General features: G+C 57.0%; 16 protein-coding genes. 2 read left to right on the forward strand and 14 right to left on the reverse strand.

Going from position 1 to position 16835, the window contains the following annotated elements:
* Nucleotides 1-75: 75 nt before the first annotated feature.
* From CQ018_RS10120 to CQ018_RS10150, 8 genes are all read right to left on the reverse strand, one after another.
* A complete protein-coding gene (locus CQ018_RS10120; protein ID WP_105549891.1) occupies nucleotides 76-1434 on the reverse strand; it encodes an MFS transporter in 1359 nt (452 codons plus the stop codon).
* Nucleotides 1431-2339, reverse strand: a complete 909-nt coding sequence (locus CQ018_RS10125) for an SseB family protein (protein WP_105549892.1) — start codon at nucleotides 2337-2339, stop codon at nucleotides 1431-1433. The genes CQ018_RS10120 and CQ018_RS10125 overlap by 4 nt, the downstream gene beginning before the upstream one ends.
* A gap of 155 nt (nucleotides 2340-2494) precedes the next feature.
* Entirely contained in the window at nucleotides 2495-3238 is a 744-nt protein-coding gene (gene priA, locus CQ018_RS10130; protein ID WP_105549893.1) for a bifunctional 1-(5-phosphoribosyl)-5-((5-phosphoribosylamino)methylideneamino)imidazole-4-carboxamide isomerase/phosphoribosylanthranilate isomerase PriA, read from the reverse strand.
* Between the two features lie 80 nt (nucleotides 3239-3318).
* Nucleotides 3319-3468, reverse strand: coding sequence for a hypothetical protein (locus CQ018_RS20070; protein WP_181149836.1), 150 nt, complete (start codon nucleotides 3466-3468; stop codon nucleotides 3319-3321).
* A gap of 3 nt (nucleotides 3469-3471) precedes the next feature.
* The gene (gene hisH, locus CQ018_RS10135) at nucleotides 3472-4110 is read right to left on the reverse strand and encodes an imidazole glycerol phosphate synthase subunit HisH (RefSeq protein ID WP_105549894.1); all 639 of its coding nucleotides are present in this window, start codon (nucleotides 4108-4110) and stop codon (nucleotides 3472-3474) included.
* Nucleotides 4111-4731: an imidazoleglycerol-phosphate dehydratase HisB gene (gene hisB / locus CQ018_RS10140; RefSeq protein ID WP_007272437.1), complete on the reverse strand. Its 621-nt coding sequence runs from the start codon at nucleotides 4729-4731 to the stop codon at nucleotides 4111-4113.
* Between the two features lie 91 nt (nucleotides 4732-4822).
* A complete protein-coding gene (locus CQ018_RS10145) occupies nucleotides 4823-5944 on the reverse strand; it encodes a histidinol-phosphate transaminase (RefSeq protein ID WP_105549895.1) in 1122 nt (373 codons plus the stop codon).
* Nucleotides 5945-6053: 109 nt separating this feature from the next.
* Nucleotides 6054-6437 carry a LysM peptidoglycan-binding domain-containing protein gene (locus tag CQ018_RS10150; protein WP_105549896.1) on the reverse strand — a complete coding sequence of 128 codons (384 nt, stop codon included), beginning with the start codon at nucleotides 6435-6437 and terminating at the stop codon, nucleotides 6054-6056.
* Between the two features lie 286 nt (nucleotides 6438-6723).
* On the opposite strand from CQ018_RS10150, the gene lexA reads away from it, so the two are divergent.
* Nucleotides 6724-7443, forward strand: coding sequence for a transcriptional repressor LexA (gene lexA, locus CQ018_RS10155; protein ID WP_105549897.1), 720 nt, complete (start codon nucleotides 6724-6726; stop codon nucleotides 7441-7443).
* 169 nt (nucleotides 7444-7612) lie between these two features.
* Here the strand turns inward: lexA and CQ018_RS10160 are convergent, their stop codons facing one another.
* Both CQ018_RS10160 and hflX read right to left on the reverse strand, forming a co-directional pair.
* On the reverse strand, nucleotides 7613-9619 hold the full coding sequence (locus tag CQ018_RS10160; protein ID WP_105549898.1) for an ATP-dependent DNA helicase: 2007 nt from the start codon (nucleotides 9617-9619) through the stop codon (nucleotides 7613-7615).
* Nucleotides 9612-11177 (reverse strand): GTPase HflX, encoded by a 1566-nt coding sequence (gene hflX, locus CQ018_RS10165; protein ID WP_105549899.1) that lies wholly within the window; start codon nucleotides 11175-11177, stop codon nucleotides 9612-9614. The genes CQ018_RS10160 and hflX overlap by 8 nt, the downstream gene beginning before the upstream one ends.
* A 456-nt stretch (nucleotides 11178-11633) precedes the next feature.
* Here hflX and CQ018_RS10170 point away from each other — a divergent pair, with 456 nt between their 5' ends.
* Nucleotides 11634-12251, forward strand: coding sequence for a class I SAM-dependent methyltransferase (locus CQ018_RS10170; RefSeq protein ID WP_105549900.1), 618 nt, complete (start codon nucleotides 11634-11636; stop codon nucleotides 12249-12251).
* Between the two features lie 151 nt (nucleotides 12252-12402).
* Here CQ018_RS10170 and dapF read toward each other — a convergent pair whose 3' ends face one another.
* From dapF to CQ018_RS20705, 4 genes are all read right to left on the reverse strand, one after another.
* Nucleotides 12403-13359: a diaminopimelate epimerase gene (gene dapF / locus CQ018_RS10175; RefSeq protein WP_105549901.1), complete on the reverse strand. Its 957-nt coding sequence runs from the start codon at nucleotides 13357-13359 to the stop codon at nucleotides 12403-12405.
* Nucleotides 13360-13432: 73 nt separating this feature from the next.
* Nucleotides 13433-14341 carry a tRNA (adenosine(37)-N6)-dimethylallyltransferase MiaA gene (gene miaA / locus CQ018_RS10180; RefSeq protein WP_105549902.1) on the reverse strand — a complete coding sequence of 303 codons (909 nt, stop codon included), beginning with the start codon at nucleotides 14339-14341 and terminating at the stop codon, nucleotides 13433-13435.
* Nucleotides 14342-14351: 10 nt separating this feature from the next.
* Nucleotides 14352-15923, reverse strand: a complete 1572-nt coding sequence (miaB, locus tag CQ018_RS10185) for a tRNA (N6-isopentenyl adenosine(37)-C2)-methylthiotransferase MiaB (protein WP_258142552.1) — start codon at nucleotides 15921-15923, stop codon at nucleotides 14352-14354.
* 2 nt (nucleotides 15924-15925) lie between these two features.
* Nucleotides 15926-16834, reverse strand: a complete 909-nt coding sequence (locus tag CQ018_RS20705; RefSeq protein ID WP_308729122.1) for a regulatory protein RecX — start codon at nucleotides 16832-16834, stop codon at nucleotides 15926-15928.
* Between the last annotated feature and the right edge of the window lies 1 nt (nucleotide 16835).

Genomic DNA, 16835 nt, shown 5'->3' on the forward strand with positions numbered 1-16835 from the left:
ACTTCAGCAGAGCTAGCAACTCTCAAGGTGCCCGGGCAAGAGACACCTAAGGGGGGGTGTGTGCGCAGCAAACCTTTAGAGCTCGGTGACCGGAGTACTTTCGGAGATTAGCGTGCGGACCCGTGCCCGGCGTTTGCGCCGCACCTGCTGAGCTACCAGTGCTGCAACGCTCACTGCTGCACCCACACTACCCACGGCAATAAAGGCCGCAGCCGAACCAAACACATCAACGGAGGCGCCGGTAATCGGGGAACCCAAGGCGGTGCCGCTGGTGAGCGCCGAGCCATACCAGCCCATGGCTTCGCCACGGCGCTTTTCAGCAACCAGGTCAGTCAACCATTCCGAGGCCGCCGAGAGTACCGGGGCACAAAGCATGCCCGGCAGAATCGAAAGTAGCGCTAGCGACCAGGTGTCGGTGGCATACATCATAGGCAATGTCAGCACCGCCATGGCCAATAACAACACAATCGGTGAGATCCGTCGGCTGAGCGACCCATAGATCAACCCACCAATCAATGAGGCACCGCACCAGAAGAAGAACACAATACCCAGTGAACCGGAACTATTCTTCTCATCGAGCAGCGAGAGGATCCCTACCTCGGTACCAGAGAGCACCAACCCGGCACCGGATGCGGCAATGAACACAGCAATGACCGAGGCACTGACCCAACCAAATTTGTTTCTAAAGTCTTTGCCACGTTCGGCAATGCGGGCACGTGTTGATTTTGATCCGGCAAGGATCAATTCACCTTCAACATTTGCTAGGCCGCCTGGCCCCGAAGCAATCAGTGAAGCTTCGGCGGCGAGGCGTTCCTCATGTGGATTTGCCTTCTTGGCCACAGCTCCGGGCTGATCACTACGTGTGGGCGGGTTCAATGCCATCAGGACCAGCCCGGCACCGGAGGACGCAACGGCGATGCCGATCATGCCAATGGTGGTGCTCAACGAGGTGGCAACGATGCCAGCTGAGGCGGGACCCACAATAAAGACAAGTTCGGTGGCCATCGCATCAAGGGCAAACGCGGAGCGGCGGGTCTCTCCTGTGGTCATGACCCCCAGGGCAGTACGCACCACGGAGAACACCGGCAGGGCGAAGAGGCCGCCAATAAAGACAAGTGGCAGCACCCAGATGAAGGAGACCTGCGGGACGATGCACCACACCACTGCCTCGATGATGACCGAGGGAAGTAGTGCACGGCGCAGACCGTACAGGTCAACTACGTGGCCACGCCAGGGCGCTCCCAGTGCGATGCCAATTGTCATTAGTGCAACAACAAGACCCGCCGAGCCCCAGTCCCGATCCAGCTCATTGACCAGGTGCAAGAGCAACAGCATGCCAATTGCCGCGTGTGGCAGTCGGGCGATCATGCCTACCAAAAGAAGCGGGCCTACTCCTGGTTGTTTGAGTAGTTGGCTGTAGCGCCCAAATTTCATGCGTGGTGTTCCTGTGGTGGTGAGGCCTTGAGGGCGATTTCTAGTGAATCTACGTTTTCGGCAAATTCTTTATTTTCCGCAAGCGCGCCATGAATACGTGAGACACATGCGCGGGCTTCGGTTTCTTCGACGCCGGGATTGAAGGTGAATTCGAGGCGTAGTTCTGGCCCCGATCCCCCGCCGGGAACACTGGTTCCGGCCGCGTTGCGCGTGCCGACGCCGTGGCCGGGGGCAATGTGGATGGAGGCAAGGATGCTTTCGCTGCCCGCGGTTTGGGCCACGAGGGTTGCCAGTTCTTCATTCAGGTAGCTGGGGGTCCAGTCTTTTTGCTGGGCCAGTGCCCACATGCCGGGGCGACGCAGCACAAAGGTAAAGTCGGCGCCCGGGTCAAGGACCAGCATTTGGGCTTCCTCTGCAACAGCGGAGAGCGCAGCACGCGGTGCATAGACGGCTACCGGCCTGGCTTCGGCGTGCCATGACTGGAGGGCTTCAACGCTGCTGAAAATTGGTAGAGCGGTGCGCCCGTCGGGGGCATTGAGTGTTACAAGAGCCATATCGGCTTCTTTATCTTCAACGAATCCGTTCTCACCCAAGGCACCCTCGGCAAGTTCGGCCATCACGGCAATGTAGACACGGGCTTCTGCAAGGGCAGCCTGGACGCCTTGTTCGCTACCGGTGCCGGCAATTAGCTCTTCGATGGCCGTCGCTAGGTTCGGGTCGGTGAGACCATTGTCGTTATCGAAATTATGTAGCGGATTTCCATCTCCGCTCAAATCTCGGCCTTCCCAGCCCTGACCAGCAGAATCGGTTGCTGCCCCGGCACGGGCAAGGGCCGCGGCAATATGGCCCGGAAGGTGGCGGGGTGTCTGATCAGACTCGTGGGAAGAAGGAGAATTCGCGCTCATAGGCACATGCTATCTCGCGACACGGCTAAGGGCTCCTCACCAACGCATTGGTGACGAGCCCTTAGATCCCTAGTACCGCGCCAAAAACACGCTAAGTGAAGGTTTTACTGATGTGGTGTAACTCGCCCGCAAATGACGAGTAGGTTGCTTATTTTCTAGCGACGTCCCGCAACATCAAGTGCTTCTTGCATGGTGAACTTGCCGGCGTATAGTGCCTTGCCAACGATTGCACCTTCGACGCCCAGCGGAACCAATTCGCGTAGTACGCGTAGGTCTTCAAGGCTTGAGATGCCACCGGAGGCAACTACCGGCTTGGCAGTGCGGGAGCACATTTCACGCAGCAATTCCACATTGGGGCCACGCAACGTGCCATCCTTGGTCACATCGGTGACTACATAGCGCGCGCAGCCTGCATCTTCGAGGCGAGCTAGGGTTTCCCAGATGTCCCCGCCTTCTTTGGTCCAGCCGCGGCCGGCCAGAGTAGTTCCACGTACGTCGAGGCCAACAGCGATTTTATCGCCGTGGCGGGCAATGGCGCGTGCCGTCCATTCAGGGTTTTCCAATGCTGCGGTACCTAGGTTTACGCGGGTTGCCCCGAATTCGAGGGCGCGTTCCAGGGATTCGTCATCGCGGATTCCGCCGGAGAGCTCAACCTTAATTTTCAGGTTTTCGGCAATGCTGCGCACGATTTCGGTGTTGTTGCCGCGACCAAATGCTGCATCAAGGTCAACCAGGTGCAGCCATTCGGCGCCGGCGTTCTGCCAAGCAAGTGCTGCCTCAAGCGGTTCGCCGTAACCGGTTTCGGATCCGGCTTCGCCCTGGACCAGACGCACTGCCTGACCGTCGGCGATGTCTACCGCTGGAAGTAGTTCAAGGATATTGGTATCCGTGTTTGTCATTCTCAATCCTTAGATTTTTCGAACCCAACATGCGGGTTCGGGCCACCCTCACGCGCAAGGTGCCATGAGGGGGAATTATATTAATAAGTCAGGAAATATCCGGCGAGCAGACACATGCCTGCCAGTACCCAGCAGACGATGATCCAGGAAACGTGGGCCCGTTGTTGGCGTAGCGAAAGTGCTCCGCCTGCAAGAAGTCCGGCACCTGCCATGAGGATAATTGTCCACATTTTTTACAGGGTCTCCAGCCAGTTGCGCAGCAGTTTAGCTCCGGCCTCACCCGATTTTTCCGGGTGGAATTGCAAGGCGCACAGCGGACCGTTTTCAATCCCTGCGATAAACGGGACACCGTGTTCGGACCACGTCACCTGCGGGGGAACCATCTTGGGCTGGGCCACGTCGAAGTTCCATTCCTGTACGGCGTAGGAGTGCACAAAGTAGAAGCGCTCGTTTTCGATGCCCTTGAACAGTTTGCTTCCCGCCGGTGGGGTGACGGTATTCCAGCCCATGTGTGGAACTACTGGTGCCTTAAGCAGTTCAACGGTGCCTGGCCACTCGCCAATACCCGGGGTGTGGATGCCGTGTTCAACGCCTTCTTCGAAGAAGACCTGATGCCCCACGCAGATACCAAGTACCGGACGTCCCCCGGCAATGCGGCGGCCGATCCAGCGGATGGCTCCGACATCATTGAGTGCTTTCATCACCGCGGCATAGGAACCTACACCGGGGATGAACAGTCCATCACAGTTAAGGATGTCGTCCATTTTAGCCGAGAGGGTTACTTCTGCCCCCGCGGCTTCCAAGGCGCGGACCGCGGATCGGACGTTGCCCGAACCGTAGTCAAGGACTGTTACTTTTTTGCGTTCGCCCATTTACAGCGCGCCCTTGGTGGAAGGGATGGCGTCGCCAATGCGTGGGTCGGTTTCTACTGCTTCGCGCAGTGCGCGGGCAAGCGCCTTGAACTGGGCTTCGACGATGTGGTGCGGGTCGCGGCCGGAGATGACCTCAATGTGGGCACAGATCTGCGCGTGGAAGGTCAGCGATTCGAAGACGTGGCGGGTCATGGAGCCGGTGAAGTGTCCACCGATCAGGTGGTATTCCTGGCCTGCTGGTTCGCCACCGTGCACCAGGTAGGGGCGTCCGGAGATATCGACGACGGCGCGGGCAAGTGCCTCATCTAGTGGCGCGTAAGCGGTGCCGAAGCGTCGGATGCCTGCCTTGTTACCAAGGGCAGTGCGCAGTACCTCACCGATGGTGATTGCCGTGTCTTCGACGGTGTGGTGCACGTCGATGTGGACGTCGCCCGTGGCACGGACCGTGAGGTCGATCAGTGAATGCTTGGAAAGGGCGGTGAGCATATGGTCATAGAACGGTACGCCGGTGCTGATTTCCGAGCGGCCTGTGCCGTCAAGGTCGAGTTCAACAAAGACTGAGGACTCGCTGGTAATGCGTTCGAGGCGAGCGCGACGACCCGTGAGTTTTTCGGCAGACATGCACATTCCTTATGATCAGGCGTTTTGACGATGATGTCGGAGGCAGGTGGTCGCAGTTAAGCAGCGTTGGATACCACCTGCACCCTTGAGTTTAGCGTGAGAGCCCGAGTGAACCCTGATTGAGCAATTCTTCCAGGCGTTCTAGGAACGCCGTGGTTTCTGCTTCGGTGCCGGCGGTGACCCTAAGATGTCCGGGAATGCCGACGTCCCGAATGATGACGCCGGCTTCTAAAAGCCCTTCCCAGATGAATCTCGGGTTTTCAAGGCCACCAAAGAAGACGAAGTTTGAATCAGAAGATGCCGGGGTCAAACCCATGCGGGTGAGCTCGTTGACGATGCGGTCGCGCTGGATCTTGATGTCCTCAACGTTGGCGAGTAGGGCATCGACGTGCTTTAGTGCCGCGTTTGCCGTCGCCTGGGTGACCGCCGAGAGGTGGTAGGGCAAGCGGACCAAGCGGATGGCATCGGTGACTTCGGGCGCTGCTGCCAGGTAGCCAAGGCGTGCACCTGCCAACGCGAAGGCCTTGGACATGGTGCGCGAGACGATTAGGCGTTCGCGCCCCTCGAGCAGCGAAAGTGCCGATGGGGTTCCGGTGTGCGCGAATTCGGCGTAGGCCTCATCAACGATGATGATTGCGTTGCTAGCTATTCCTGCGTCGTACACCGCCTCGACAACGTCGAGTCCCAGGGCCGTGCCCGTGGGGTTATTTGGTGAACAGAGGAAAACAATATTAGGTGCAGCTGCTCGCACCTGTTCGGCGGCGTCGGCTGCCGAGAGACCATAACCTGCCGAGCGGGTACCGGCGATGTAAGCGGTATCGGTTCCGGAGGCCAGGAGTGGGTACATCGAATAAGTGGGAGGGAATCCCATGACCGAGCGACCTGGGCCGCCAAAGGCTTGGAGTACCTGCTGGAGGACTTCATTGGAGCCGTTGGCTGCCCAAATATTATCTGCGCCAAGTCCGTGGCCTAGGTAACCTGCCAGGCGTTCGCGTAATTCGGTGAATTCGCGATCCGGGTAACGGTTAAGCCCAATGGCTGCCGCGGAGACCTCTTCGACGATGGCACGATGAACGGCTTCGGGCAGCGGATGGGTGTTTTCATTGACGTTCAACTGAATTGGAACATCAATTTGGGGTGCGCCGTAAGGTTCTAGACCTTGAAGATTTTCTCGCAGGGGCAGTTTTGCCAGGCGATTTAGCCGTTCATTCACGCGACAAGTCTAAGTGGCGCCGCACACTGCATCAGAATTAGCGTCATGATGCGCGGTAACAATTGGTTAGCAATGATGCAAGAGGTCACATCATCGCCCGCTCGGGCGCCTAGTTGTCGCGTGGAATAAACAGTTCGGTTCCGGCGTGCAGGATATTGCCATGCAGATTGTTCAGTTCGGCGATCTGTCGAATTGCTTCGCGCCGTTCGGTGTTTGGTGCGAATTCGCGGGCAAGCCCCCACAGAGTGTCCCCCTCAACAACCGTGACGTTTAGTGCGTCAACGCCCAGTGGCGCATCAGCCGAGGCCTTTGCCGGGGAGAGAAAAACACCAATAAGCATCAGTACTCCGACGCTCAGGATGAAGATTGGCATGCCAATGAGGACGAATTTGCCTCGGCGCGTCAGGCGCAGTGGCGCCAGATCTGATCGCGTGGTGGTTGCCGCTGGTTCTGGTACGAGGTGGAGCGGGGCCGAGAAAGCAGTGTTTGCCATGTCGTTGCCTTTCCTAAGTGTTCAATGGCCGCGCATTTGCTGGCCTGAGATTGAACTAGCTTCTAGTGTTCGAACACATCTATCGAACAAGTGTTCGGAGGTCGTAAGTTATTTCTAGCACCTTTCGACGACACGTGTCCAGATGGATTCGAACAAATCTTTGAAAGAGTCGTCACAGTCCACTAAGATAGGTGTTGTGGAGCTAGGGATTTATCCCATCACCCCACACCGACAATTTGCGTAAAAACGCCAGGCAACCGGCGACGATCGGGATGAGGCACTAAGAATGACTACCGAACAACGAACTCCTCGGCGCGATGCAAAGAGCCTGACGATTCGCCAGAAAAAAGTTTTGGAGACCATCCAACGCTCGGTGACTGCCAATGGCTACCCACCATCGATGCGCGAAATTGGTGATGCGGTGGGCCTTGCTAGCCTTTCCAGCGTCACCCACCAACTGAGCCAGCTCGAAAAGCTCGGCTACATCCGTCGTGACCCACGCCGTCCGCGCGCCATGGAAATCCTGCTTCCACTCCAGCTCAAGGACGACGTCAAGCTGGATGTTGCAGATGGACAAATCGAGCTGAAGGCAGCCAATGGCATGAATGTCTCGGAGCTGAGCACCTCCGCTGATACGGCAATGGTGCCCCTAGTGGGACGCATTGCCGCAGGTAATCCAATCCTCGCCGACGAAGCAGTCGAAGACGTCTTTGCCCTTCCACGCCAACTGGTGGGCCACGGCGAACTCTTCATGCTCAAGGTCAGCGGAGACTCGATGATCGATGCTGCAATCTGCGATGGAGACTGGGTAGTGGTCCGCCGTCAGCAGACCGCAATCAATGGCGACATCGTTGCGGCACTGCTCGACGATGAAGCAACAGTTAAAACCTTCCGCCAACGCGACGGACACACCTGGTTGCTGCCACAGAACTCGCGCTACGAGCCGATCCTTGGCGATGCAGCAACGGTGATGGGCAAGGTTGTCTCGGTCATGCGCTCCATCTAGAGGGCACCTTCAAACGGCATGTAGCTACACGCGCTCATCCCGCGTATCTTTGGGGGCTGGTTCATCAAGAACCAGCCCCCAAAAGCTTTTCTCGTCCAACCAAAAATGGCTTGGGGTAAGAATCATTAATTCTTACCCCAAGCCATTTTCTTCAAGCTATCAAGCACACTTAGCCTTCGCTAAGCCGTTCCAATGCCGAAATCACTGTTGGCTTATCAACGGTTGACCACAGCGGTGGCAGCGATGCCCGAAGGAACGTGCCATAACGTTCGGTAGCCAGACGTGAATCCAGCACCGCAACAACACCCTTGTCATTGACGGTACGAATCAATCGGCCGGCACCCTGCGCCAAACGCACGGCAGCATGACTCGCCGCCACCGCCATAAACCCATTGCCGCCATGCTTTGCGACATCGCGGCTGCGGGCCGAGGAGAGCGGATCATCGGGGCGCGGGAAAGGAATCTTATCGATGATCACCAAGCGGCATGCATCCCCCGGCACATCAACGCCCTGCCACAATGTCATGGTGCCAAAAAGACACGTATCGGTTTCTGCAGCAAACTGGTCAACAAGTGCTTTCATGCTCGATTCACCCTGACACAAGATCGGAATATCGATCCGCGCGCGCAAGATCTCCGCAGCATCTTCGGCCGCGCGCCGAGAAGTGAAGAGCACCAGCGCACCACCACCGGAGGCCTTGATCAAATCCTCAATCTCGGTGAGCATTTCCTGCGACATCTGACGCCCTGGTTTGGGCAAGTGCTTAGCAACATACAAGATGCCTTGCTTGGGATAATCGAAGGGCGAGCCAACATCAACTCCATTCCACGTCGGTGCGCCATCGCCCACCAGACCCAAAGACCCGGCAACCGGTTCGAATGCGGCACCAATTGCAAGGGTGGCGCTGGTCAGCACCACGGTGCGCCCATCAAAAAGCCCCTCGCGAAGTTTTCCGGCCACCGAAAGTGGGGCAACATTCAGCGTCGGTTGGCTCGACTCATCTGGTTGCACATAGCCCTCCCCCGGGCTGAAGTGCCCGGGACGGGAAGCCCAAATGACATCATGATCATCAGTCATTTCAAGCATCTTGGTGCACTGCTCAACTAGATACATGACCTGTGAGCGTGCCATCTGGCGTCCGCCATCCGCCGGAGCGTTAAGCTCCGGCTTGGAATCAGAAAGCACCACACGTGCGGCCTCGGCAATCTGGTTGATTGCCGCCGCCTGCTCATCATTCAGGCCACGGGCCATCAGCCCCGTGGGAACGCCCTCAAGTGCCTTATGCAAGGCCTTGGCTCCCTGATTGAGCGATTCAACGCTAACACCGCAATGCTTACGCGCCACAGAGGCAGCAGTTTGCACCATATTTACCGATAACGGTCGGGTCACCGAACTGGTGACCCGATCTTGCAGCTCGTGAGCCTCATCGATGATGACCGTGTCAAAGTCGGGCAGTACGGCAAGGCCTTCAAAAGCGGAAACGGCAAGCATCGCATGGTTGGTGATCACCACGTCGGCCTCGGAGGCTCGGGCGCGTGCCATTTCGCTAAAACACTCGGCTGCCATGGGACACTTTTGTGCTCCCAAGCAATCCATAGCACTGACCGAAACCTGACGCCAAGCTTTATCGCTGACGCCCGGGCTGAGATCGTCACGATCCCCGGTATCGGTGCGTTCGGCCCATTGCCGTAAACGCACAATTTCCTGGCCCAGCCCGGAGCTAGGCCCGTCGGCAAATCCGCCGGCTACCGGCGCCTCGGTCTCCAAGGAGAAGAGCGCGCCCTCGTCTTCATCCGGATAACCGCCACCGAGCTTGTATTGGCACACATAGTTGGCGCGCCCCTTCACCAAGGCAACATCCATCTCACGGGGCAGCACGCCCTTGAGGGATTTGAGCAGGCGCGGCACATCACGGCCCACAATCTGGGCTTGCAATGCAAGTGTTGCAGTGGATATCACCACCGGCTTTTCCGCATCAACAGCGTGCGCCAGAGCAGGAACCAGGTAAGCCATCGACTTGCCGGTTCCGGTTCCTGCCTGCACCAGTAGGTGCTCGCCACTTTCCATGGCGCGCACCACCTGCTTGGCCATTTCGTGTTGACCCGGTCGGCTTTGCCCGCCCATGGCGGATACGGCAGTATCCAACAGGGCAATGACTTCTGATTCCTCAGCCATGAATACTAAATTGCTCCACTTCCGCGGCCATGCTTTCGCGTACCTTCACCATCATGTGAGTACCGTTTTCGGTGTGCTCCATGGAAAGGATTTCGGACTCTGCGCCGTGGAGTTTGTTGACCACGTCGCCTCGATCATAGGGAATCATCAATTCTAGTTGCACACCGGGGCGTGGAATCGAATCGCTGATCTTTTGCAACAGTTCTTCAATGCCATCGCCGGTACGTGCCGAGACGATGACATGGTTTGGTTCGCGTTGACGCAAACGTTCAACAACAAACGGATCAGCAACATCCGCCTTATTCAACACGATGATTTCCGGGATGTTCCGGGCCTGGACGTCCGTGAGCACCTCACGTACGGCGGCGATCTGGCCCTCCGGATCCGGGTGCGCCGCGTCAACGACGTGCAAGATCAGATCAGATTCGGCAATTTCTTCAAGTGTTGAACGGAACGCCTCAACCAGCTGGGTGGGTAACCCCTTCACAAAACCAACGGTGTCGGTCAGCGTGTAGTTCAACCCGTCCTCGGTCGTTGCCTGGCGCACGGTCGGATCAAGCGTTGCGAACAGTGCGTTTTCTACCAAGACACCGGCATGGGTCAAACGGTTCAGCAGTGAGGACTTACCGGCGTTGGTATATCCGGCAATGGCGACCGAGGGAACAGCGTTGCGCTTACGGTTGGCACGCTTGGCCTCACGGGCCGGAAGCATTCCCTTGATTTCTTTCTTAAGCTTTGCCATGCGGTCGCGAATACGACGACGGTCAAGTTCAATCTTTGTTTCACCCGGGCCACGGGAACCAATGCCGCCACCGGCGGTGCCCACACGGCCACCTGCCTGACGCGACATCGATTCGCCCCAACCACGCAGGCGTGGAAGCAGGTATTCAAGCTGCGCCAGCTCTACCTGAGCGCGACCCTCATGGCTCTTGGCATGCTGGGCAAAGATATCGAGGATGAGCGCTGTACGGTCAATGACCTTGACCTTGACCACGTCTTCGAGACCGCGACGCTGCGAGGGGGAAAGCTCGGAGTCGATAATGACGGTATCGGCGCCGGTGGCTGCGACGATTTCGCGCAGCTCCTGAGCCTTACCGGATCCAAGGTAGGTTCCCGCATCGGGTTTGGCACGACGCTGAACTATTCCGTCAAGGACCTCCGAGCCAGCGGTTTCCGCAAGGGCTGCGAGTTCGCGTAGCGAGTTCTCGGCGTCGGTTGAAGTTCCCTCGGTCCAGATACCGGCAAGTACCACGCGTTCGAGGCGTAGCTGACGGTTTTCAACCTCGCTGACGTCTTCGAGCTCGGTAGACATCGAGCCGACGCGACGCAGTGCACGACGTTCTTCAAGTTCCTGCTGGGAACCGTCAAAGATCGAGTGTTCTTTACTGAGGTTGCTCAGCGCTTGGGCACGTCCGGAGAAGATTCCTTCGGGCGCACCAAAATGAGTGCTCTTTTCGGCGACAGATTTGTCGCTGGCAAGGATCCGTTCAATGGCGGCCTGGATCTGTGCCTCGTCCATGTCGTTGTCGTTTGGACCTGAATGCTGTGAGTTGGTCATGTTCCCCTTTGAGTGCTGTATTCCAGAATAGTGCCCCGCGCCGACAGAAGCGCCTTGTTCGTGTGGATGATCATCTTTTGAATGCATGAGATTCCCTCTGCTGGTGATTTTTCAGGGGTACTGCTCAGCCGTGTCATGGCAGGGAGTCGGAATGGCCCAGAACGCAGTTACCGTCTAAGACGGCTATATCGTTGGTGATGGGTCTTGAGATGACTACAAGGAAATGACTTTTCGGCGCGTGGCAGGAACCCAGATGGTGCGATGGCGTGATCCGCCAGCTGGTTCGCTAGGAGTACTTAAGCTGCGTCTTACAGAAAAATCAAAGTCATAGGGAAAACTCTATCACTTCGATGATTTTCACGCAGTACGGTAAATCACAGTGAATAAACGACGAAAATGGGGCATAAAGCGAGGTTTCGGTTTGGGTTTGTCGCCGCTGGCGGTTAACCTGCCAACATGAGCTCCGAACATTACTTCAGCGCGCAACCGTCAACTCCGGAAAAGCGACGCACGATTAGCGTCGAATTGGGCGGCGCCACCCGCAAGGTCCAATCCTCCGGTGGTATCTTCAGCCCCGACCGGATCGACAAGGGTACCGCAGTGCTTTTGGGTTCGGTTCCGCCCCCGGCAACCGCCGGTAATCTCCTTGATATTGGCTGCGGTTGGGGCCCCATTGCACTGAGCATGGCCTTGGCCTCTCCCGAGGCAACCGTCTACGCAGTGGACGTCAATGAACGAAGCATCGCCTTGACGCGCGATAACGCAGGCTCACTGGGTCTGAAAAACGTTAAGGTTTCACTCCCGGAAGCCGTCGACCCAGCCCTTGAGTTCGATACCATGTGGTCTAACCCGCCCATTCGTATCGGTAAGGAAGCCTTACACGAGCTGCTTTTGCTGTGGTTGCCGCGTTTAGCACCCGGTGGAAACGCGTGGTTAGTAGTCCAGAAAAACTTGGGTGCCGATTCGTTGCAGAAATGGATCGCCGCTCAGCTGCCAGGATCGTGGACCGTTGAACGTACATCCACCGATAAGGCCTTTAGAACGATCAGGATTCACCGCCCACTCGAAGCATAAGCTTGGCTATATTAGATAGCGATCGTGAATGGCTCCGCTCAATTTCATTGAGCGGAGCCATTCACTTTGGCCTACATTCTGCACGCTGGGAGTCCAATGAGTAACCGAACGGACACCGGGTCAACGTTCTGGTTTCTGCTGCGTTTGTTTTCTACTGTGCGCAGATACGTCCGCGCGTCACTAGCACGGCCGGGCCACTGAGGATCACGTGTTCCTTACCCGTTTCACCAAGAACAAATTTCACACCAAGTTTTCCGCCCGGCACTTCTACCATCCATTGGTTTGTTTTCTGAGCACCAGCCCAATGCCGGGTGGCTACTGCTGCTGCGCAGGCACCGGTGCCACACGATAGGGTCTCCCCCACACCGCGTTCGTGAACCCGCATCGTTAAACTTCCTAGGCCGTTAGTGATCAGTGGCTCTGTGGGAAGCACATATTCAACGTTGGTTCCCCGCGGTGGATGCGGCTCAACCACAGGATTGATCGTTAGTTCAAGCTCAGCGAGCTCTTGGGGCGTTGCCACGGCAATGACGGTATGTGGGTTGCCCATGCTCACCGAAAGCGCTCCCCGGGCCTGTGACAGTCCCTCGGTGCGCACCACCGAATCGAGCCCGTTGCTTGTTGCTAACTGCGGGAAGATGAACTCCCACGGGCCCATATCCACGGCGTAGCCTTCGGGCACTCGACTCACCGATTTCAGCCCGCCACGGGTTCCAATGAACAATGTTGCGCCCAGCGGAAGATCTACAAGCTTTTCACTGACCAAAAAGTGCACGAAGACTCGCACGCCATTGCCACACATCTCGGAGAGTGATCCGTCTGCGTTGCGGTAGTCCATGAACCATTCGGCAGCTGGTTCGGTGCGCAAAATTGCGCGGCCCTCGGGCAGCGCCGCCGATGGCACGGCGCGAATCAGTCCGTCTCCCCCGATGCCACGGTTTCGATCGCAGATGGCTGCCACCTGGTCCGGGGTAATCGCATGAACGTCGTGAGGGTCGGCGACAAGCACAAAGTCGTTGCCGGTCCCGTGTCCCTTGGCGTATTCCAGCGGCCCCACCAATGACAATAGTGATTCGGTGGACGTGGATGATACTTGTGCAACGCTCATGGCTTTAAGGATACGGGCAAGCCTTTATCCTCGAAAAACATTGTTGCTCCCGTATAACAACTTTTCTAGTGAGCTAAGACCTTGGGGTTGCTCTAATGCGTTGGAGTACCGCGTGTACTAGCTCCGGTTCCATGGGGTTAAACCACTGGACACGCTCATCTGCGTTAAACCAGGTGACCTGACGACGTGCAAACTGTCGGGTAGCAATCACGGTTTTTTCGGCAGCTTGCTTCTGGTTCATGGTGCCATCAAGTACCTCAAGAAATTGTGCGTAGCCAATGGCTCGCGATGCTGTCTTTCCTTCGCGCAAACCCTCGGAGTCGAGCCGGAGCACCTCATCGAGTAGCCCGTGTTCCTGCATCCTAGAAACCCGCGTTTCTAGACGCTCGTGTAGCAGCGCACGATCAATGTTCAGCCCGACCTGAATAGCTGCAACATGATACTTGCGTTCCGGCATGTAAGAACTAAACGGCTTACCACTGATCTCATAGACCTCAAGTGCCCTAATCATGCGCCGCTCATCGAGATTGCGTGCTGCCGAGGCCGGATCAACTTCGGCAAGCCGAGCAGAAAGGAAACCCGGACCTTTTTCGTTGAGCTCAGTCTCTAAACGCTCACGCACCGAAGGCTCCGTGGGAGGAAAATCAATTTCATCCAAGGCTGCCCTCACATACAGCCCGGAGCCACCGACCAAGATGGGGACAGCTCCCCGCGCACGGATTTCATCAAAGGTTTGACGTGCGTCGGCTTGGAAGCGAGCAACGCTTGCCTCCTGGCGCACATCCATAATATCCAACAGATGGTGTGGGATACCGCCACGTTCTTCTAGGGGAAGTTTGGCGGTGCCAATATCCATGCCGCGGTAGAACTGCAGGGCATCGGCATTGACGATTTCGCCCCCGAGCTCTTGAGCTAGGGCAATAGAAAGATCTGATTTACCGGTTCCGGTTGGTCCAATCACGGCGATTACCGGAAGAGTCATTGAGTAATTACTACTTTCTTAGTGGCAAAGATGGCATGCCAAGGTTTACTCCCTTGGCACCGGTAGTTCCCGGAACTGGTGTTCCACACGAATCAGCCTGCGACCGATCCCACGCATCTCCGGCGCGTGAACGGCGGACTGAGTATTCGGCAAGAGACGCAGGATCTGAGACTAGATGGAAACCGGCTGCCCCGGTAATCGGAAGTGTGACAAGATCACCGGGGCGAGGAGTCTGACCGCCCTCGGGAATCGAAAAGTGCACCAAACGCTGGTCGGTGGACCGCCCGGTCAACCGGTGAGTCTCACTTGCCTTTTTACCCGGTTGAGCCGTCACCATAACTTCAACCGTGCGACCAACCTGCTTGGCGTTCTCCTCGGCACCGATACGATCTTGCAAGGCTGTGAGACGCTCAAAGCGTTCCTGAACCACTGCCTTAGGCAATTGGTCTTCGAACTCGGCGGCTGGGGTGCCGGGGCGTATTGAATATTGGAAGGTGTAGGCGCTGGAAAAACGCGATGCCTCAACAACATCCAAGGTGGCTTGGAAGTCTTCCTCGGTTTCACCCGGGAAGCCAACAATAATGTCTGTAGTGATTGCCGCGTGCGGAATCAACTCACGCACCTTGTCCAAAATGCCAAGGAATTTCTTGGAACGGTAAGACCGACGCATGTCCTTGAGAACCTTGTCGGATCCCGACTGCAACGGCATATGCAGCTGCGGCATGACATTGGGAGTTTCCGCCATTGCTTCAATCACGTCATCGGTGAATGCGGCCGGGTGCGGGCTGGTGAAGCGTACGCGCTCCAATCCTTGAATTTGACCGCAGGCGCGCAGCAGCTTGCCAAAGGCGAGCCGATCTCCGAATTCAACACCATAGGAGTTGACGTTCTGGCCCAGCAGCGTCACCTCAATGACGCCGTCGGCAACCAGAGCCTCAATTTCCGCGAGAATATCACCCGGTCGGCGGTCGCGTTCCTTGCCGCGCAACGCTGGAACTATGCAGAAAGTGCAGGTGTTGTTGCAGCCCACGGAAATTGAAACCCAACCCGAGTGCACCGAATCGCGTTTTGTCGGCAATGTCGAGGGGAATACTTCAAGAGCTTCAAGGATCTCGAGCTGCGCTTCATTATTATGGCGGGCACGTTCCAACAAGGCTGGCAAAGAACCGACGTTGTGGGTTCCAAAGACGACATCTACCCACGGGGCCTTACGCAAAATGGTTTCGCGGTCTTTTTGTGCAAGACATCCGCCCACGGCGATCTGCATGCCCGGACGATTTTCCTTAACGTGGGCCAGCATTCCAAGGTTTCCGTAGAGCTTGTTATCCGCGTTCTCGCGTACCGCGCAGGTGTTGAAGACAATGACGTCGGCAACTTCTTCTCCGGGTTCCTGCTGTACCAGTCCCGAGGTTTCTAAAAGTCCGGCGAGGCGCTCGGAATCATGCACGTTCATTTGGCACCCATACGTTCGCACCTCATAGGTGCGTGGTTCGGTGCTTTGGCTGGTTTCGGCGGAAGAAGAAATGCTAACAGTCACCTCCCTAGGGTACCCAAGATTCTTGGGGTTCCTAGGAAATGGCATGCTCAATAGGAGTCCTCGGAGAATTGTTCGTCCCAGGCCTCATTAACAATGCGGAAGGCAACCGAGGGTGAGTAGCCTTTTCGGGCCAGCATGCCTACCAGCCGGCGCACCGACTTTTCCTTATCTACTGCCATTGATGGTGCCCTGAGTTTGCGCATCACAAGATCTTTGGCTGTTGCTTCCTCGGATTCGTCGTCAAGTTGTTCCAGCGCGGTTTCTGCCATGTCGCCCTCGATACCCTTGTCACGTAGCTCGCGGCGGATTGCCGAACGTGCGAGGCCCTTGCTGCGCGCACGGGAGCGCACCCATGCTTCGGCGAAGGATTCATCGTCAACGAGTTGGATCTCCTCGAACCGATCCAGCAATTCCTCGGCGATGCTCTCCGGGATTTCCTTTTCCATCAGCTTTTTGCGCAATTGCGAACGACTCTTTGAGGAGGCGGTGAGCTGACGAAGCAAAATCGCTCGTCCCTTGCTCGCCCATTGCTCGTCGCTGAGTTCAACAGGTTCTGCCGGTGGCTTCTCGCGTTTGGTTCTGGTGGTGCTAGAACCAAATGAATTGTCTTTGTAACTGCTGCGGCTGCGCGAAGATTTCGATCCAAAACTGCTCGATTTATTTCCAAAGCCACTGGATTTGGAACCAAACCCAGAGGACTTTGAGCCAAAGCCTCCCGCGCGTTGTCCGCCGCGTCCGGCAAAACCTTGCCGCTCACCAAAAGCTTTTTTGGGCTCAGGTGGGCCGGGGGCTTGCTCGGCAGATGGTGCTTCGAGTGCGGCGTCCGATTTTGCCCAGACCGGTATCTCCTGAGGGCTTCCCCACTCAGAATTGCCATCTGCTGGAAATGACCAAAGCGGTCGTTCGGAACCCTGTGGGATACCGGACGAACCGCCTTGGCCTTTGGTAGTGCTCACG

Origin of the sequence: Arthrobacter sp. MYb227, from assembly GCF_002975435.1 — a bacterium.
GTDB lineage: Bacteria > Actinomycetota > Actinomycetes > Actinomycetales > Micrococcaceae > Paeniglutamicibacter.